An 18326-nucleotide genomic window follows, 5' to 3' on the forward strand; every position below is an offset into this window, starting at 1 on the left:
GCTTGATCTGGTCGGCCTCGTCGAGTGCGGCCTCGATGCCCACGCCGTAGTAGCCCACCGACACGTCCGCGTCGGTGCGGCAGGCCGCCAGGTAGGCCAGCTTGCCGCCCAGGCAGAAGCCGAGCACACCGACCTTGGCGCCGCTCACTTCGGGCCGGGCACGCAGCGCGCTGATGGAAGCCTGCATGTCTTCCATGCCACGGGCCTCGTCGAAGCCCTGGTAGAAGCCGAAGGCGCGCTGCCAGTCGGCCTCGCTGTAGCCGAGCTCCACGTCGGGCTGCTGGCGCCAGAACAGGTCGGGCACGAGCGCCACGTAGCCTTCCTCGGCGTAGTAGTCGGCCACCTCGCGCATCGTGTGGTTGATGCCGAAGATCTCCTGCGCGAGCACCAGGCCGGGGCCGCTGCCCGAGCGTGGCACGGCCAGGTAGCCGTTGAAGCTGCCGCTGCCGTCGGTGGCCTGGATGCGGACGTGGCGCGTGGCGCCGGGTGCTTTTTCCTGCATGTGAGGTGCTCCGTTCAAGGGTGGGATGGTGCGGGCCGCGCGCTCACTGCACGCATTCCGGGTGCCGTGTCGTCACCTGGTAGTAGCCCGAATGAAAGACCAGCGGCTCGCCGTCGAAGCGGTCGTAGCGCTCGACCTCGCCGATGAAGATCAGGTGGTCGCCGCCGTCGTACTGCTTCACGTTGCGGCAGACGAAGCGGGCGATGACGCCGTTGAGCAGCGGCACGCCGGCCGTGCCCTCGCAGCAGTCCACCACGCCGAACTTGTCCGCCTGCGGCGTCGAGAACTGGCGCGACAGGTGATGCTGGTGCGCCGCCAGCACGTTGATCGCGAAGTGGCTGGCGCCGGTGAAGTCGCCCACGCTCGGCGCCTGCCGAGCCAAGCTCCACAGCACCAGCGGCGGATCCAGCGAGACCGAGGAGAACGAGTTGGCGGTCATGCCCACGCGGCGGCCGTCGATGGCGCGGGTGGTGATGACGGTCACGCCGGTGCTGAACTGCCCGAGAGCCTTGCGGAAGTCGCGCCGGTCGAAGCGGTCGACAGCAGCCTCGCGCGCCCGGGTCTCCAGGAAGCGGTCGGCTTCAACGGCATCGAACCACCAGGGCGCGAAGGCACGCGGGTCGTCGAAGCCGTTGACGATGGTGCTCGCCACGGCGGGCATGTGGGTCGCGCTCTGCAGCAGCTTCTGCAAGTGCGGCTTCGGCGCGGCGAGCAGGCTGTGGGTCCAGTCGGTGGCCCAGCGGGCATAGCCTTCCCAGTAGCGGTCGAAGGTCTGCTGCATCCAGGCGGCGTCGAACGGTGCGTCGCCGTTTTCGAGGATACGCTTCAGGTAGATGTCGGCGCACTTGGCCGCGTTGTTCGCGCCCTGCCCCGTGATCGGGTCGTTGAGCACCACCGCGTCGGCCAGGCCCAGCACCTGGCGGCCCGAGGGCAAGGTGGCCACGGGCTTGCGCACCGTCGGCGCGAAGCGGCCTGCGAGGATGCCGTTGTCGTCGGTCAGCTCGATATCCGCGCAGCGCTCGGCCTCCCAGGGCAGGAAGGTCTCGAGGATCCATTGGCTGCGCGCGAGGTGCTCCTGCGGCGTCTTCACGTCGGCCCAGCAGTCCATCGGGCCGCCGGGCACGCCCTCGAACACCATGATCTCGCAGGGCCCTGTCGTCGTCAGCGCCGGGAACACGAAATATTCGCCGACGCCGGGAACCAGGTTGAAGCACACGCGTGCATACGGCAAAGCGGGCTTCATTCCCTTCACATAGGTGAGTGCCAGTGCGCGCTGGGGTTGGTCGAAGGGCGAGCGCTGCGCGTCGCGTTCGAACAGTTGCGAGATCTCGCCCTTGCCGCTGGCAACGACCACGAGATCATGCGTTGCAGCGCAGGCTTCCAGGTCGGCGAGCCCCACCTCCTGCAGCACCAGCCGGCCGCCGCGCTTCTCGAACTCGGCCATCCAGGTGGGTATCTTGAGCCGCTGGTCGACCGACTGCGCGGGGCCGTCGAGCTTCGCGCTCCATTCGATGGCCTTGCCGCCTTCGGGGTTGCGCACCGCCATGCCGATGCCCTCCACAACGGGGCACTCGCCTGCCCACCAGTCCAGCCCCAGCTCGCGCTCGGTCTGCAGCGCAGTCTCGAACATGCACTGGCTCGACATCACCGGCCCCTCGAAGATCTCCCTTGCCGTGCGGTTCGAGAAAACCGTCACCTCGTGCCCCGCGCGCTGCAGGCCGAGCGCAAGCTGCATGCCGGATTGCCCGGCGCCGACGATGGCCACGCGTCGCTTCATGCTGGCTCCGGCTTATGCGACTGCCGCGCAGGTTTCGATGTAGCGCTCCGCTTCCGCGGGATCCGAAAACCACGGGAAGAAGGTGCGCGGATCGTCGAAGCCGTTGGCAAAGGCGCTGGCCAGCGGCGGCACCGCGCCGGCGCTGCCGAGCAGCTTGAGCACATGGTCTGGCGGCGGCGCGAGCAGCATGTTGGTCCACTGCGTGACCCATTGCGCACAGCCGAACCAGTAGCGGTCGAAGGTCTGCTGCATCCACGCCGCATCGGCCGCGCCGTCGCCGCGCGCGAGGATGCTCTTCAGATAGGTGTCGGCGCACTTGGCCGCGTTGTTGGAGCCCTGTCCCGTGATCGGGTCGTTGAGCACCACCACGTCGGCCAGTCCCAGCACCTTGCGGCCTGAAGGCAAGGTGGCCACGGGCTTGCGCACCGTCGGCGCGAAGCGGCCTGCGAGGATGCCGTTGTCGTCGGTCAGCTCGATGTTGGCGCAGCGCTCGGCCTCCCAGGGCAGGAAGGTCTCGAGGATCCATTGGCTGCGCGCGAGGTGTTCCTGCGGCGTCTTCACTTCGGCCCAGCAATCCATCGGGCCGCCGGGCACGCCCTCGAACACCATGATCTCGCAGGGCCCGGTCGTCGTCAGCGCCGGGAACACGAAGTATTCGCCGACGCCGGGAATCAGGTTAAAGCACACGGCCGAAAAGGGTTCGCGCGGCGCCATTCCCTTCACGTAGGTCAATGCCAGTGCGCGCTGCGGCTTGTCGTAGGTGGACCTGTGCGCATCGCGCTCGAAGAGCTTCGAGATCTCGCCCTTGCCGCTCGCAACCAGCGTGAGGTCGTGGCTTTGCGTGCAGGCTTCGAGCTCGTCGATGCCCGCGTCCTTGAAGACGAGTTCGCCGCCTTTCTTCTGGAACAACTCCATCCAGGCCGGGATCTTCACGCGCTGGTCGACCGACTGCGCGCTCGAGTTCAGCCGCGCGGCCCAGTCGATGGCCCTGGCGCCCTTTTGCTCGGGATGCGGCACGGCCAGCCCGATGCCGTCCACCGTGGGACAGTCGTGTGCCCACAGGTCCAGACCCAGGTCGCGTTCGATCTGCAGCGAGGTGTGGAACATGCACTGGCTCGACATGACCTTGCCGCGGCGGATGTCCTCGCCCGTGCGGTTGCTGAACATCGTGACCTCGTAGCCTGCGGCGAGCAGTCCGAGCCCCAGTTGCAGGCCCGACTGGCCCGCGCCGACGATGGCGATTCGCTTCATTTCATCTGCTCCTTGATGCTCCGTGGGGAGCTAGTCCATCAACCTGGGAATGGCGGGCACGGCCTGCTCGGGGCCCATGGCGGCATAGCCGCCGTCCACCGCGTAGTCGGAACCCGTCACGAAACTCGCATGGTCCGAACACAGGAACAGCACCACCTGCGCCACCTCGTCCGGATCGCCGACACGCCCGAGCAGATGGAACGGCGCGGCCACGCGGTCGGTCTTGGCGCGGTCGCCGCCGCTGAGCCGGTCCATCACGGCCGACCATGTCCAGCCCGGCGACACGCTGTTCACGCGGATGCGGTCCGGCGCCAGGTCCATCGCCATGTTGCGGGTGAGCTGCGCCATGGCGGCCTTGCTCACCGGATAGAGCCAGCGCCCCGTCTGCGCCACGCGGGACGAGATGCTCGTGAAATTGACCACCGCCCCGCCACCGGCCGCGACCATGTGCGGATGCACGGCCTGCAGCATCGCCACCGCGCTCGCCACGTTCACGTTGAACGAAGCGAGCCAGTCGGCGCGCGGCGACTTGAAGCCGTCGTCCAGGTAGGAGCACGCCAGGTTGATGAGAAAGTGCACACCGCCGTGCCGCGCGGCGGCCTCGGCCACGCAAGCCTGCACCTGCGCGTCCTCGGTGATGTCGGTGCGCACGAAGCGCGCGCCGGCGCCGAGCGAATCCGCCAGCGCCTGGCCGTTGGCGGCATCGATGTCGGCGATGACGACCTTCGCACCCGCCGCGTGCAGCGCGCGCACCACGCCGGCGCCTATCAGTGTGGAGCCACCGGTGACGATGGCGCTCTTGCCCTCGAGTCCCTTGAACATGGCGCTTGCTCTCCTCGGTTCGGTCAGGCAGGCCGGGATGGCCTGTGTGGGAGCGAACGTTACGAGGCCGCGGGCCTTCGGCGCATCCCGCAAACGCAGCGCCTGTCCCTGGCGCGCAGGTTTTTGCGAGGGCTGGTCCGAATTGTGGCTGGGGATGGTTTTTGCTAGGGTGGCCTCGCCCCATGGAAACCGCCACGATCCCATCGCTGCCGCTGCAGCGCTACCGGCTTTTCGAGAGCCACGACATGGACGAGGCCCGCGAAAGCGTGGCCCGCGTGTTCTGCCCGCACGGCCTGGTCATGCTGCGGCCCGGCACCGAGCTCGACGCCTGCCACCACAGCGCGCGGCTGCATCGGGACGTGAGCCTCAACTACGTGCAGTACGGCCCGGGCGTGCAGATCGACCCGGGCTACCTGCAGGATTTCTTCCTGCTGCAGATTCCGTTGCGCGGCGGCGCCGAGATCCGCTGCGGCGCGCAGCACGTGGACGCGAATCCGCGCCTGGCCTCGCTGCCTTCGCCGACCGAGCCGCTGTCGATGCGCTGGGCCGACGACAGCCCGCACCTGATCGTGCGGCTGGCCCGCTCCGCGCTGCTCTCGCGGCTCGAATCGCTGCTCCAGGCCCCCCTCAGGCAGCCGTTGGTGTTCGACCTCGGCGTGCCGCTCGACGACCCCGCGCTGGCGCCGGTGGTGCACTTCATCGACTACCTGCGGCTCACGCTCGATACCGGCACCGCGCTGCAGGCCGGCAGCCGGCTGGCCGAGCATGCCGAGGAATACCTGATGGCCAGCCTGCTGATGTCCGCGGCGCACAACCATTCGCGCGCGCTGGCCGGCGACGCCCAGCGCAGCCTGCTGCCGCGCGTGGTCCGCAGGGCGCAGGACTACATGGCGGCGCACGCCGATCAGCCCTTGTCGCTGGCCGACGTTTGCCGCGAAGTCGGCTGCAGCGCGCGTACGCTGCAACTCGCGTTCCGCCAGCATGCGGGCATGGGCCCGATGGAATTCCTGCGCGAGCAGCGCCTCGACAAGGTGCGCGCCGAGCTGCGCATGCCGAGCCATGCCGGCGTGCGCGACGTCGCGGCGAAGTACGGTTTTCTTCACATGGGCCACTTCGCGGCGCAGTACCGCGCCCGCTTCGGCGAGCGGCCGTCGGAAACCCGGGCACTGCGCGCCGCCTGACCTCCTCGGCCTCAGGGCACCAGCAGCAGCTTGCCCGTGGTCGCGCGGCTGGCCATGTCGGCATGGGCCCGCGCGGCATCGGCCGGCGGATGCACGCCGCGCACATGGACGTTGAGCCTGCCTTCGGCGATCCAGCCGAACAGCCGCGCGGAGTGCACCACTGCTTTCATCGCTTTTCCTTTTTCACGCCATGCCATCCGCGAGGGCGATGGTCTTCGGCTCCAGGAAAGCCTCCATGCCGAAGACGCCAAACTCCCGGCCGACGCCCGACTGCTTGGCACCACCAAAGGGCGCGGCCAGCTCGGGCGCGATGCGGTTGACCAGCACGGTGCCGGCCCGCAGCCGCGAGGCCACGCGCAGGGCACGCTGCGCGTCGGACGAGAAGACATAGGCCTGCAAGCCGTACGGCGAGTCGTTCGCGATGTCGATGGCTTCGTCCTCGTCGCCATAGCCGATCATCGAGAGCACCGGTCCGAAGATCTCCTCGCGCGCGATCTCCATGTCGTTGTGCACTTCGGCAAACACGGTAGGCCGCACGAACCAGCCTCTTTCAAGACCGTCCGGCCGCCCCTCGCCGCCGGCCACGAGGGTTGCGCCCTGCGCCAGGCCGCGGCGGATGAAGTGCTGCACGCGATCGAACTGCGCCTGGCTCGCAAGCGGCCCGACCGCGGTGGCGGGGTCGCGCGGATCGCCCACGCGCAGTGCGGCCACCGCCGCCCGCACCTGTTCAACGGCAGCCTTCATGTGCGTCCGCGGGATCAGCAGGCGCGTGCCCGCCACGCAGGCCTGGCCGTTGTTCATGAAGGCGGCATTCAGCGCCAGGGGCAGCGTGGCGGCCAGGTCGGTGTCGTCCAGCACCAGCGTGGCCGACTTGCCCGAGAGCGCGAGGCTCACGCGCTTCATGGTTTCGACGCCCGCGCGCGCAATGAGCTTTCCGGTCTGCGTGGAACCGGTGAACGAGATCTTCGCGATGCCCGCGCTGGTGGCGATCTCGTCGCCCACATCGCTGCCGCGCCCGAGCAGCACATTGAAGACGCCGGGCGGCAGGCCCGCGTCGTGCAGCGCCTCGGTCACGGCCTGCGCCTGCAGCGGGCCCAGCTCGCTCGGCTTGACGACCGCCGCGCAGCCCGCGGCAATGGCCGAAGCCAGCTTGCTGCAGATGCTTCCGGCGGCGGCGTTCCAGGGCGCAATGAGGCCGGCGACGCCGACCGGCTCCATCACCACGGTGGCCTCGCCCAGGCGGCGCTCGAAGGCATAGTCGTGCAGCGCCCGCGCCGTGGTGGCGAAGCACTGCGAGGCGTAATTGCTGACCCACTGCGAGCGGGCCAGCGGACCGCCGTACTCCTCGATGGTGGCCTCGCGGATCTGGTCGGTGCGCGCCAGCACCGCGGCCTCGAGGCGCCGGAGCATGTCGATGCGCTGCGCCCTGGTGCTTCGCGCGAGCGCCGGCTGGGCGCGGTTCGCCGCGGCAATGGCACGCTTCGCGTCCTCGCGGTTCGCCAGCGTCACCGTGCCGATGGGCCGTTCGGTGGCGGGGTTGCAGATCTCCAGCCGTTCGCTGCCCTGCACGGGCACGAAGGCGCCATCGATGTAGGCCCGGTCGATGTTCCACATGGGGACCGCCGCCTCAGCCGCGGGCCACGTCGACCACCGCCTTGGCAAAGGCCTCGGGCGCTTCCTGCGGCAGGTTGTGGCCGATGCCGCCGCTGACCAGCCGATGCTCGTAGGTTCCCGAGAACTTCTTCGCGTAGGTGCCGGGCTCCGGATGCGGCGCGCCGTTGGCGTCGCCCTCGAGCGTGATGGTCGGCACGCCGATCACCGGCGCCTTGGCCAGCCGGTCCTCCAGCGCCTGGTACTTGGCCTCGCCCTCGGCCAGGCCCAGGCGCCAGCGGTAGTTGTGGACCGTGATGGCCACGTGGTCGGGGTTCTCGAAGGCCACGGCGCTGCGCTCGAAGGTGGCCGCATCGAAATTCCACTTCGGCGATGCGAGCTGCCAGATGAGCTTGGCGAAGTCGTGCCGGTTCTTCTCGTAGCCCGCGCGGCCGCGCTCGGTTGCAAAGTAGTACTGGTACCACCACTGCAGCTCGGCCGCAGGCGGCAGCGGGTTCTTGCCGGCCTGCTGGCTGCCGATCAGGTAGCCGCTGACCGACACCAGCGCCTTCACGCGCTCGGGCCACAGCGCGGCCATGATGCAGGCCGTGCGCGCGCCCCAGTCGCAGCCGGCCACGGTGGCGGTCTTGATCTTCAAGGCGTCCATCAGCGCGATGATGTCCACCGCGACCACCGACTGCTGCCCGTTGCGCGGCGTGTGGGCCGACAAGAAGCGCGTGCTGCCGTAGCCGCGCAGGTACGGCACGATCACGCGGAAGCCCGCGGCCGCAAGCTGCGGGGCGACGTCGACGAACATGTGGATGTCGTAGGGCCAGCCGTGCAGGAGGATCACGGGAGCGCCGTCGGCGGGGCCCGCTTCGTGGTAGCCGATGTTGAGCGAGCCCGCGTCGATGCTCTTGAGTGGCTCGAGGCGCCGGAGGGTCGATGTGCCCGCGGATTGGGCAAAAGCGGGAACGATCGAGGTCAGCTGGGTGGCAGCGAGGCCGAGCGCCGCCTTGGCGAGGAACGAACGGCGCGGCAACGGGGGCGAAACAATCATTGAAATCTCCTGGAATCCGAAGTGGTGGAGCGATTGTTCTGCCCGGAAGCGGCCTGGCGACGGTCCTGCGTATGCCTGTGTATCTGGGCCCGCTTCGCCGACAATAAATTTCAATTGCAGGCGCGCGAACGGGTAGCGCGCATCGTGGATGTGGCGATGGCAGTCGCGCGTGTTCGGCTGCCTCCACGCTAGCGCGGCACCTTGCCGATCATCCTGGCGGCTCGCAGAAAGTCGAAGTCCACGCCCAGGTCGGCCTGGGTCACCGTCTGCAGGAACAGCTTGCGGTAGCCGCGCTCGGCCGTCGGTGCAGTGACCGGGGACTCCTGCGCGCGCCGGGCGAGCTCTTCCACGGACACCAGCAATGCGATCTCCCGGCGCTCGACGCTCAAGCGGATGCGGTCGCCATTGCGGGCATGGGCCAGTGGGCCGCCGGCCGCGGATTCGGGCGTGACATGAAGCACGATGGTGCCGAACGCCGTGCCGCTCATGCGGCCGTCGGAAATCCGCACGACGTCCTTGACGCCGGCGCGGGCCAGCTTGCGCGGGATCGGAATGTAGCCGGCCTCGGGCATGCCCGGCGCGCCCTTGGGGCCGATGTTCTTGAGCACGAGCACGTCCTGCGCCGTCACGTCGAGCGCGTCGCTGTCGATGCGGCGGACCAGATCTTCGATGTTCTCGAACACCACGGCCCGCCCCTCGTGCTCCATGAGCTTCGGGTCCGCAGCGGACTGCTTGATGATGGCGCCGCCCGGAGCGAGATTGCCTCGCAGCACGGCCATGCCGCCTTGGGGGTAGACCGGGTTGCCGATCGGCCGCACCACCGTCTGCCGGAAGCCAGGGCCCGCGCGCTCCAGCTCCTCGCCGAGCGTGCGGCCGGTGACGGTCATGGCGCCAAGGTGCAGCAGCGGCTTCAGTTCGCGCAGCAGGGTGGCCATCCCGCCCGCATGATGGAAATCCTCCATGTACCACTGGCCCGATGGCTTGAGGTCGAGCAGCACCGGCGTTTCCCGCCCCATGCGGTCGAGCGCGGCCAGATCGGTCTCCAGGCCCATGCGCCCGGCGATCGCCGCGAGGTGCACGATGCCGTTGGTCGAGCCCCCGATCGCCAGCAGCACCCGCATCGCGTTCTCGAAGGCCTCGGGCGTCAACACCTTGTCGATCGTCAGGCCGGTGCGTGCCATCTGTACCGCCTGGGCCCCGGTCTGTTCGGCAATGCGGATGCGGTCCGCCGTCACGGCCGGCGGCGATGCGCCGCCCGGCACGGTCATGCCCAGCGCCTCGGCAATGCACGCCATGGTGCTGGCCGTTCCCATCACCGAACAGGTGCCCACGCTCGCAACCAGCTGGTTGTTCACGTCGGCGATTTCCTCCCCATCGATCTCGCCGGCGCGGTACTTGCCCCAGTAGCGCCGGCAGTCGGTGCAGGCGCCCACCCGTTCGCCGCGATGGCCGCCCGTGAGCATCGAGCCCGTGATCAGCTGGATCGAGGGAATGCCGGCAGAAGCCGCGCCCATCAGCTGGGCCGGCACGGTCTTGTCGCAGCCGCCGATCAGCACGACGGCATCCATGGGCTGGGCGCGCACCATCTCCTCGGTGTCCATCGACATGAGGTTGCGCAGGTACATGCTGGTCGGCGCGGCAAAGCTCTCGTGGATCGAGATCGTCGGGAAGTCCATCGGCAGGCCCCCCGCCAGCATCACGCCCCGCTTGACGGCCTCGACGAGCTGCGGTGCGTTGCCATGGCAGGGGTTGTAGGCGCTCCCCGTGTTCGAGATGCCGATCACCGGACGGTCGAGCGCCGCGTCGGTGAAGCCCGCGCCCTTGATGAAGGCCTTGCGCAGGAACAGCGAGAAGCCCTGGTCGCCATAGCTGGTGAGGCCCTTGCGCATGCCGGAGCCGTCGGCAGCATCGTCGGGCTCGAAAGGAGATTTATCGTCGGTCATGCTTGCGTTACCTTTGTGCTGTGCATCGGGACTTCCGGCCTCATTCGTCCGCCTGGATGTGGGCCGCAGTGATTGCACCGCCCCGGTCGCCGACGCTCACCTGCTGTCCCGGCGTGGACGCGATATCCGGCCGATTACGCCGGTCCCGACGCCACGATCACATGCGCCTGGATCTTGCCGGCCACCGGGCCTTCGCCATGGCGGCTGGCGATCGCCTCCGCCGCGCGGTCCGTCGCGAGTTGAAGCAGGCTGGCGTCGCGCGCCTCGATCTCGTTGCGCAGCGGCGTTCCCTGGCAATAGGCGGTGGCCACCTCGCGGGCCGAAGGCGAGCGGCTCTGCTTCTCGCGCGTCTGGATATCGATGTCTGTGAATCCTGCGCGGCTCAGATCCTCGCGGATCAGCGCCACATCGTGATAGCCGTGCGGCGTGCGGGCGAGAAACCGCGGCGGGTCGTGTGGAAACACCGCGGCGACGGCGTTGGTGACCTCGTCGGCAAAGGCGTTCTCCTCGATGCGGTCCCAGACATTGAAGACGAATCGCCCGCCCGGCCTCAGCACGCGGCGCGCCTCGGCATAGCCCGCGGTCCGGTCGGGAAAGAACATCGCGCCGAACTGGCAGCACACGACGTCGAACGAGGCATCGTCGAACGGCAGGTGAAGCGCGTCCGCCTGCCGCCACTCGATGCGGCTGTCGGGGCCCTGCCGGCTGGCGGCGTAATCGAGCATGGGCTGGTTGAGATCGGTCACCACGTAGCGCGCGCCAGCGCCGAGCCTCGGTGCCAGCGCCCGCGTGACCACGCCGCTGCCGGCCGCCGTTTCGAGCACCGAGCCGGGCGAAGAGGCCGCGGCAAGCGCCGCCATGTCGGCGGCATAGGCCTCGAAGATCAGCGGGACCATCAGCGTGTCGTAGAACTTCGGGATCGAACCCGCGAACACCTTGTCGCTCTCAGCCATGAGATCTCCTTGAAGTTCCGGACGGCGGCCTTGCCATGGTGGACCTGCATGCCAGCCTCGTCAACGCCGTCCTGCAGGCGCCTCTCCATCATCCGACGAACGGCCTACGCCAGGCTGCCGCCGTGCGCGATGAATTCGCGGGTGATCTGCTCGCCGAGCGCCAGCAGCGGCGCACCCAGTTCGAGCGCCACCTCATTCGCTGGCTCGCTGGTGGACAGGCTCGCATTGAGCACGTGCACGCGCTCGTTCGGAAGCGCCAGCGGCATGGCCAGCGCAACGATCTCGGGCTGCCACGAGGCCACGCACCAGCCGCGGCGGCGCACGCTCTCGATGGCCTTGTCGATCTCCCTGCGAAGCCGCGGCCAATTGCTGCGACGCGCCTCGAACTCCTTCGTGAGTTCGGCACGCCGCGCCGCCGGCGCCGTTGCCAGCCAGGCACGGCCGAGCGAGGTGAGCTCGATCGGCACGCGCTGTCCGCTCACCACGCTGCGCAGCGACGCCTTCTTGTTGTAGCGGATCGATTCGAGGTAAAGCATCTCGGAACGATCGGCAACCGCGAGCCCGACGTTGATGCGCAGTTTCTCGGCCAGCGCCCGCATCCGCGGGGCGGCCACCTGCAGCACGGTGGAGCCGGTGCGCATGGCGTGCGCGAAGCTCAGCACCGGCGCTGCGAGCCGGTAGGCGCGCGCGACCCGGTCGTGTTCGAGCAGGCCCGCGCCGACCAGCGTCTGCGTCAGGCGGCTCACGGTGGCTGGCGCCAGGCCGGTGCGTTCCGCGAGCTCGCCGTTGCCCAGCAGCGTGGAGCCGGGCCGGAAGGCACGCAGGATCTCGATTCCGCGTTCGAGCGAGCGGTTGGAGGGTGTGGGCATTCGATGTCTCCTCGCGGCAGCCCCAATTCCACGCAGTGGAAGAAGGCAGGTGCGCTGGCGGAGTATGCGTCCTAAGCTTGGAACACACCGGCAAGCGGGAATGAGAGACCTCCGTGCGCGACGCGGGCGGCCTGGCCGTGCTCGCCCCTTGATCCGATGCATGACAAAAAATGGAGACACCATGAACCCGAATCGCATGTCGCGCCGAGGCTTCAGCGCCGCTGCGGGCGCCGGCATCGCGCTCGCAGCCTTGAGCCCGCTCGCGAACGCGCAGTCCGCCTTTCCGTCGAAGCCGATCCGCATCGTCGTGCCCTTCGCGGCCGGCGGCCCGACCGACCTGATGGCGCGCGCCATCGCCAGGAACATGGCCCCCAGCCTCGGCCAGCCGGTGATCGTCGACAACAAGCCCGGCGGCGGCGGCGTGATCGGCATGAGCGAGATCGTCCGCGGTCCGGCCGATGGCTACGCGATGGTCTTTCCCTCGATCCTCGCGGTCACCAATCCGGCGCTGATGCCGAACTATCCGTTCGACACGCTGCGCGACTTTGCACCGCTCACGGTGGTGGGCTTCATTCCGCATGCGGTGGTGGTGAAGCCGGACTTCTCTGCCCGGAATCTGCAGGAGCTGGTCGAGATGGCCAAGGCCAGGCCCGGCAGCCTTTCCTACGGCTCCTCGGGCAACGGCACCTCTGCGCATCTGGGCGCGGCATTGTTCGTGCAGCGCGCCGGCATCCGCGCGGTCCATGTGCCCTACCGAGGCGCCGGTCCGGCGGTGCAGGACCTGCTGGGCGGCCAGATCCAGTTCATGTTTCTCGACATGAGCTCGGCACTGGCGCAGATCAAGGCGGGCAAGCTGCGCGCGCTCGCCGTCGCGCCCAAATCGCGCTTCACCGGCCTGCCCGATGTGCCGACCGTCGCCGAGCAGGGCTATCCCGGCTTCGACGTGCATGGCTGGTACGGGCTGCTGCTGAAGGCCGGCACGCCGGCGCCGGTCGTGCAGCGGCTCTATGCCGAGGTCAGGCGCTCGCTCGATGCGCCCGAAGTGCGCGAGATCTTCCGGGCCCAGGGCATCGAGCCCGGCGGCATGCCGCCGGCCGACTTCACCGCGCTGATCCGCGACGACCTCGCGCTGTGGAAGCGCACGGTCGAGCAGTTGAACATCACCCTGCAATGAAGGAGCGCCGCCCCATGCGCATCGTCATCCCCGACGACTACCAGGACTGCGTCCGCACGCTCGACTGCTTCGGCAAGCTCGACGGACACGAGGTCCGCATCTTCAACGACACGGTGAAGAGCACCGACGAACTCGCCGCGCGCTTCGCGGACGCCGAGGCGATCGTGCTCACCCGCGAGCGCACGCGCATCGATGCGGCGCTGCTCGAGCGCCTGCACGGGCTGCGTCTCATCAGCCAGACCGGCAAGCTGGCGGGCCACGTCGATCTCGCGGCCTGCACGGCCCGCGGCGTGGCGGTGGCCGAAGGCAGCGGCGCAGGTTCGGCCACCGCTGAACTGACCTGGGCACTGACGCTGGCAAGCCGCCGGCATCTGGTCGAGGAAGCCACGCGCCTGCGCCAGGGCCGGTGGCAGGGCCACCTGGGCCAGCAGCTCGGCGGCCAGCGTCTGGGCGTGTGGAGCTATGGGCGCATCGGTCGCCAGGTGGCCGCCTACGGGCGCACGTTCGGCATGAAGGTCTGGGTGTGGGGACGCGAGGGCTCGACGTCGGCGGCACGTGCGGACGGCTTCGAAGTGGCGCCCTCGCGCGAGGCCTTCTTCGCACAGAGCGACGTGATCAGCCTGCATGTGAGGCTCAACGAGCACACCCGGGGCATGGTCTCGGACGAAGACCTGGCCCGCATGAAGACCAGCGCCCTGCTGGTGAACACCAGCCGCGCCGAACTGGTCGCGCCCGGTGCGCTGGAACGGGCGCTGGCGGCGGGCCGGCCGGGCTTCGCGGCCGTGGACGTGTTCGAGGAAGAGCCCGTGCGCGCAGGCGAACACCCGCTCCTGCATCTGCCCAACGCGCTGTGCACGCCGCACATCGGCTATGTCGAGCGCGACAACTACGAGCGCTACTTCGGCATCGCCTTCGACCATGTCAACGAGTTTGCCGCTGGGCGCTTGAAGGACGCGCTCAATCCCTCGGTCCTGCGCCCGGCCTAGGACTCGTCTGCGAGGGGCGGTGGCGGACACGGCCGATCGACTTATTCTGACTCCCGCGGCGGCATTGAATGTGACAAATTCACATTTGACCATTCCAAGCGGACGGCATGCGAGGCATCCCCTCGAGCCGGCCATCGGAGAACCAAATGCCGCTCTTTCTGCTGTTGAGGCTGCACCGGGTGCAGCTGCCCGTCCGCGTGACCGATCCGGAGGAAGTCCGCCAGGTCTCGATGCTTCTGGCCATCGGCCTGATCGAGGCCGAGTTCGCCGCCGTCAGATCGCGGGCGCGGCAAGCCGTATGGCAGGTGGCTACGGTGACCCGCATCACGGAAGAGGGCTTCGCCGAGATCGCCAGGGCGGGCAAGGTGCCCGAGCCGGCGCAGACCTTCATTCGATTTCCCGGGGGATTGCGGTTGCTGTGACCTGATCGGCACCGGGCAGCTATCGCGCGACCGCCGCCCACAACCGCAAGGTCTCGGCCACGATGACCTCGGGGGCATCTTCCTGCATCAGGTGCTTGGCGTCGGGCACTGGCATGAAGGATGCAGCGCTCATGCGCCTGGCCAACTCGCGCCCGTCGGCCATCGGGATCCACTCATCTTCCTGTCCCCACAGAATGGTGACAGGACAGCGCATCTCGCCATACCGCCACTCGACTTCCTCGGTGTATTTGTCGTCCATCTGCGCGACCTGCCGCCAGAACGCCTTCTGCCCCTCGTCGCCGAGCCAGGGTGCGAGGTAGCGCTGCATCTCGTCCTCGCGCAGCGCGCTGCCGACGGCGGTGCCGATGTACGCCCGCAGCATCGCCTCGTGGAGGTAGGCCGGCAGGCTCGCGAACACCTCTTCGTGCTTCCTGGCCGCCCGCACCAGCGGCGAGCCCTGCGGGCTGATCGCCACCGGATCGACGAGGACGAGCGAGCGATAGTCCAGGCCGTTCAGCAGATGGCCGCGCAGGGCGTTCGACCCGCCGAAGTCGTGCGCCACCACGTCGGGACTGCTGAGGCCCCAGTGCCGATACAGCGCGGCGAAGAGTTCGCTCTGCACGCCGCGCGAGACGTCTGCATCCGGCTTGTCGGAGAGGCCATAGCCCAGCATGTCGAAGTAGAAGATGCGCCGCTCGCGCGCAAGGCATGGCGCAATGCGCCGCCACGCGGCCGAGGAAAACGGCGTGCCGTGAAGAAGCACGGCCGGAGGTCCCTCCCCGATGGAGCCCCAGGCCACGGCATGTCCCCGGAAGTCGAAGCGTTCGGCCAGATTCAGTTCATTGCTGGGCATCACTTGCTCTTCCTCGGCAGATCTCGACAGGTCGAATCATCCTGCGAACGAGATTGTCATGAGATGAATCGCAGCGGACGGGAACGGCTGGATGGCCCTGGCAATGAGAGGGGTTCGGGCGGTGATCTACGTCACCCAAATGAGTGATATCCAGTCAGGGTGTTCTGGGACTGGTTCTAAAAAGTCCCTCGACCCCGCGCCAACACTTGCTTTTTCCCATTCTTCCTGTTCTCTGGGTACACCAGGCTGTCCGAAGGCGCATATGGAATCCAACTGTGCTCATTTATCGCACTCCGGACTCCACGACGATGACGCCGCCATCGCTGCGGCAATATCGGACTTGGCAAGTTTTTTTACAACATGTACCGCAGCCAGTACATTGAATTTATTGGTCATAGCATGTATATTTGCTACGATACATGAGCCGCATGAACTTCCCTGTCCACTTTTCGAGTCAGCTTCGTGAGCACCTGCGAGCGCTTCGGAAGGAGCGCGGCCTGACGCAAGCTGCACTCGGTCAGTTGCTCGGGGTCGGGCAAGCCCGGATCGCGGAAATCGAGAACAACCCCGGCGTCGTCAGCGTGGACCAACTGATGAAGGTGCTGTCCGCACTGCGCGCATCGCTGTTGCTGCGCGACGATGACGCCGACGGCGCAGCGAACCGGATTTCTGGCGGTGTGAAGTTGTCTGCATCCCCAGCACCCGACAACACCAAGAAGAAGCCCGTACCGCGCCTTGATGTTAAGACGCCTCCCGGTGGCCAGTGGCGCGTGCATCCTTCGACCGGCGCAGGCAGGTCCGCGCCGACATCAGCACCCGTTAGCCGCAGCGACGCCAAGGCTTCATCTGACGGCCAGGCGCTGCGGGACGCGAATCCACAGGTAGACGTCACACCCACATCGCAGCGCAACTTCGTCATCCGACCCAAGAAGGGCTCCTGGTAATGGCGGCACTGCAGGCCTGGATGAACGGCGAATGGGTCGGCACCTGGCAGGTCACCCGCGGCACCCACAGCTTCACGTACGCCCCCTCCTGGTTGGAGTCCGGGAAGTCGCGGCCGTTGTCCCTGTCGCTGCCGATCACCCGTGCCTTGGAGATCAAGGGCGAGGTGGTCGCAAACTACTTCGACAACTTGCTGCCGGACAACGACCGCATTCGTGAGCGCATCGGGCGGCGCTTCAAGACCCGCACACTAGACGCCTTCTCACTGCTGGAAGCCATCGGTCGCGACTGCGTCGGCGCCGTGCAGCTGCTGCCTGAAGGCACCACACCGGACGGATGGGACCGCGTCGAGTGCCAAGCGCTGACCGAGGAGGAAGTCGCGCAAGCCCTGCAAGCAGTTCCCGCCGATCCGCATACTCGCCCTGACAACGAGGCTCCGGTGTTCCGTATCTCGCTCGCCGGCGCGCAAGAAAAAACCGCCTTCACACAGGTGGACGGCCAATGGTGCCGCCCCCTCGGCGCAACCCCGAGCACCCATATCTTCAAACTTCCGCTGGGGGTGATTGCGAACACGAGCAGGGTGGAGATGTTCGACTCCGTGGAGAACGAGTGGCTGTGCGCCCAAATCGTCGATGCACTCGGCCTGCCGATGGCCCACACCGAGATGGCCAGCTTCGAAGACCAGCGCGCACTGATCGTGGAGCGCTTCGACCGGGAATGGATGGACGATGGCAAATGGATTGCCCGGCTGCCTCAGGAGGATTTCTGCCAGGCACTCGGCCTGCCCCCGCGACTGAAATATGAAGGCGATGGTGGTCCGTCCATTGCAGCAGGCCTGTCGCTGCTGGCTGGCAGCGCAGATGCCGCCTCGGACCGGCTGGCATTCCAACTTGCGCAGTTGGCCTTCTGGCTCATGGCTGCGCCGGATGGGCATGCCAAGAACTTCTCGATCTTCCTGCGGCAGGGCAACACCTACGAAATGACGCCCTTGTACGACGTGCTGTCGGTCTGGCCGTATGTCGGCAAGGGGCGCGGACAACTGCACCTGCGCGACGTGCGCCTGGCCATGGCGCTGAGATCGAAGAGCGCGCACTACGACATCTACGGCATTTGTGCCCGCCACTGGTACGACTTAGCCATGAAGAACGGTGGACCGGCCGTGTGGGAGGCGATGTTGGGCCTGGTCGAGGGGGTTGATGCAGCCCTGGATGTCGTCGAGGCACGATTGCCCGAAGCCTTCCCGGGCCGCATCTGGACGCCTATTGCCGATGGCATGCGAAGCCAGGCGAAGAAGTTCCAGGCAGAAGCCGATGCCATCGCATGATGGCCGTTGAATTCCGCAAAACGATATCGGCAGACATGGGCTGACAGACGTCCACGATGGACAAGAACATCAAATCAGCGAGTACCCAAGAAGATCCATTCAGGGACGAATTCCACCGCCTGCTCGGCCGGCTCATTCACTCCATCGCCCGATTCGATTTCACCATTGGCCTCCAGTTGAACTGGCTCGGCCCACACTGCCAGCAGGATGTGTCGGGACTCCTCAGTGCCCGACAAGCAAAGCTGGGAGAAAGACTCAAGAAACTCAGAACGCTCATCATGAATGTGTATGAGTCAGCGGGGCCAGCAGCGCTAGCCGAATTCTCTGTGCGGTTCGACAAAGCCGACCAGGCGCGCGTGCTGAGGAATGCCTTCATGAGGACGCGCGAGACGTCGCTCGATCCATTGCGCAGACACCGCAGTACGGGCAGTCGCGCGGGGAGCGCAAGAAAGTTGAGATACTGTTCGCGCACCTCAAGCGCATCATGAAACTGGATCGGCTCAGGCTTCGTGGCCTCAGCGGCAGCTTCAGCTCAGTTCCTCTGCGCGAGCTGTTCCAGAATCGCCGGATTTTCCAGCGTCGAGATGTCCTGCGTGATGGCCTCGCCCTTGGCGATGCTGCGCAGCAGGCGCCGCATGATCTTGCCGCTGCGCGTCTTGGGCAGGTTCTCGCCGAAG

The 18326-nt window shown here is 67.5% G+C and carries 17 protein-coding genes and 2 pseudogenes; 7 read left to right on the plus strand and 12 right to left on the minus strand.

Annotated features, from left to right (window positions below):
- The 5 genes and pseudogenes from IB278_RS32955 to IB278_RS32970 form a co-directional block, all read right to left on the minus strand.
- Positions 1-502: dienelactone hydrolase family protein (locus tag IB278_RS32955; RefSeq protein ID WP_192328523.1), on the minus strand; the 502-nt coding region annotated here is incomplete at its 3' end.
- Positions 503-545: 43 nt separating this feature from the next.
- Positions 546-1070, minus strand: coding sequence for a flavin reductase family protein (locus IB278_RS34010; RefSeq protein ID WP_225613338.1), 525 nt, complete (start codon positions 1068-1070; stop codon positions 546-548).
- A 459-nt stretch (positions 1071-1529) separates the two neighbouring features.
- A pseudogene (locus IB278_RS34350) lies at positions 1530-2279 on the minus strand (styrene monooxygenase/indole monooxygenase family protein); the annotation flags it as partial.
- Positions 2280-2291: 12 nt separating this feature from the next.
- Positions 2292-3530, minus strand: a complete 1239-nt coding sequence (locus IB278_RS32965; RefSeq protein WP_192328529.1) for a styrene monooxygenase/indole monooxygenase family protein — start codon at positions 3528-3530, stop codon at positions 2292-2294.
- Positions 3531-3560: 30 nt separating this feature from the next.
- Entirely contained in the window at positions 3561-4352 is a 792-nt protein-coding gene (locus IB278_RS32970) for an SDR family oxidoreductase (protein WP_145747785.1), read from the minus strand.
- 182 nt (positions 4353-4534) lie between these two features.
- Between IB278_RS32970 and IB278_RS32975 the strand changes: the two genes are divergently transcribed.
- Entirely contained in the window at positions 4535-5533 is a 999-nt protein-coding gene (locus IB278_RS32975) for an AraC family transcriptional regulator (protein WP_192328556.1), read from the plus strand.
- Positions 5534-5544: 11 nt separating this feature from the next.
- Here the strand turns inward: IB278_RS32975 and IB278_RS32980 are convergent, their stop codons facing one another.
- From IB278_RS32980 to IB278_RS33005, 6 genes are all read right to left on the minus strand, one after another.
- Positions 5545-5703, minus strand: coding sequence for a zinc-binding dehydrogenase (locus tag IB278_RS32980; RefSeq protein WP_225613337.1), 159 nt, complete (start codon positions 5701-5703; stop codon positions 5545-5547).
- A 13-nt stretch (positions 5704-5716) separates the two neighbouring features.
- On the minus strand, positions 5717-7147 hold the full coding sequence (locus IB278_RS32985; RefSeq protein ID WP_192328562.1) for an aldehyde dehydrogenase family protein: 1431 nt from the start codon (positions 7145-7147) through the stop codon (positions 5717-5719).
- A 13-nt stretch (positions 7148-7160) separates the two neighbouring features.
- A complete protein-coding gene (locus tag IB278_RS32990) occupies positions 7161-8183 on the minus strand; it encodes an alpha/beta fold hydrolase (RefSeq protein ID WP_192328565.1) in 1023 nt (340 codons plus the stop codon).
- A 188-nt stretch (positions 8184-8371) separates the two neighbouring features.
- Complete coding sequence (locus tag IB278_RS32995) at positions 8372-10126, minus strand: IlvD/Edd family dehydratase (RefSeq protein WP_192328568.1); 1755 nt, start codon at positions 10124-10126, stop codon at positions 8372-8374.
- A gap of 134 nt (positions 10127-10260) precedes the next feature.
- Positions 10261-11079, minus strand: a complete 819-nt coding sequence (locus tag IB278_RS33000) for a class I SAM-dependent methyltransferase (RefSeq protein WP_192328572.1) — start codon at positions 11077-11079, stop codon at positions 10261-10263.
- Between the two features lie 104 nt (positions 11080-11183).
- Positions 11184-11948: an IclR family transcriptional regulator gene (locus IB278_RS33005; protein ID WP_192328575.1), complete on the minus strand. Its 765-nt coding sequence runs from the start codon at positions 11946-11948 to the stop codon at positions 11184-11186.
- 181 nt (positions 11949-12129) lie between these two features.
- Here IB278_RS33005 and IB278_RS33010 point away from each other — a divergent pair, with 181 nt between their 5' ends.
- The 3 genes from IB278_RS33010 to IB278_RS33020 all read left to right on the plus strand — a co-directional run bounded on the left by IB278_RS33010 (position 12130) and on the right by IB278_RS33020 (position 14530).
- Positions 12130-13122 carry a Bug family tripartite tricarboxylate transporter substrate binding protein gene (locus IB278_RS33010; RefSeq protein ID WP_192328578.1) on the plus strand — a complete coding sequence of 331 codons (993 nt, stop codon included), beginning with the start codon at positions 12130-12132 and terminating at the stop codon, positions 13120-13122.
- 14 nt (positions 13123-13136) lie between these two features.
- A complete protein-coding gene (locus IB278_RS33015) occupies positions 13137-14108 on the plus strand; it encodes a D-2-hydroxyacid dehydrogenase family protein (RefSeq protein WP_192328581.1) in 972 nt (323 codons plus the stop codon).
- Between the two features lie 146 nt (positions 14109-14254).
- Positions 14255-14530 carry a hypothetical protein gene (locus IB278_RS33020; protein WP_145747775.1) on the plus strand — a complete coding sequence of 92 codons (276 nt, stop codon included), beginning with the start codon at positions 14255-14257 and terminating at the stop codon, positions 14528-14530.
- A 19-nt stretch (positions 14531-14549) separates the two neighbouring features.
- On the opposite strand, the gene IB278_RS33025 is transcribed toward IB278_RS33020, so the two are convergent.
- Positions 14550-15383 carry an alpha/beta fold hydrolase gene (locus IB278_RS33025; RefSeq protein ID WP_192328583.1) on the minus strand — a complete coding sequence of 278 codons (834 nt, stop codon included), beginning with the start codon at positions 15381-15383 and terminating at the stop codon, positions 14550-14552.
- 428 nt (positions 15384-15811) lie between these two features.
- Between IB278_RS33025 and IB278_RS33030 the strand changes: the two genes are divergently transcribed.
- The 3 genes and pseudogenes from IB278_RS33030 to IB278_RS33040 form a co-directional block, all read left to right on the plus strand.
- Entirely contained in the window at positions 15812-16327 is a 516-nt protein-coding gene (locus tag IB278_RS33030; RefSeq protein WP_192328586.1) for a helix-turn-helix domain-containing protein, read from the plus strand.
- Positions 16327-17649 (plus strand): type II toxin-antitoxin system HipA family toxin, encoded by a 1323-nt coding sequence (locus tag IB278_RS33035; protein WP_192328589.1) that lies wholly within the window; start codon positions 16327-16329, stop codon positions 17647-17649. Before IB278_RS33030 ends, IB278_RS33035 begins: the two co-directional genes overlap by 1 nt.
- Positions 17650-17995: 346 nt before the next feature.
- A pseudogene (locus tag IB278_RS33040) lies at positions 17996-18217 on the plus strand (IS5/IS1182 family transposase); the annotation flags it as partial.
- Positions 18218-18326 lie beyond the last annotated feature (109 nt).

It is taken from the genome of Variovorax sp. VRV01, from assembly GCF_014852545.1.
Lineage (GTDB): Bacteria > Pseudomonadota > Gammaproteobacteria > Burkholderiales > Burkholderiaceae_C > Variovorax > Variovorax beijingensis_A.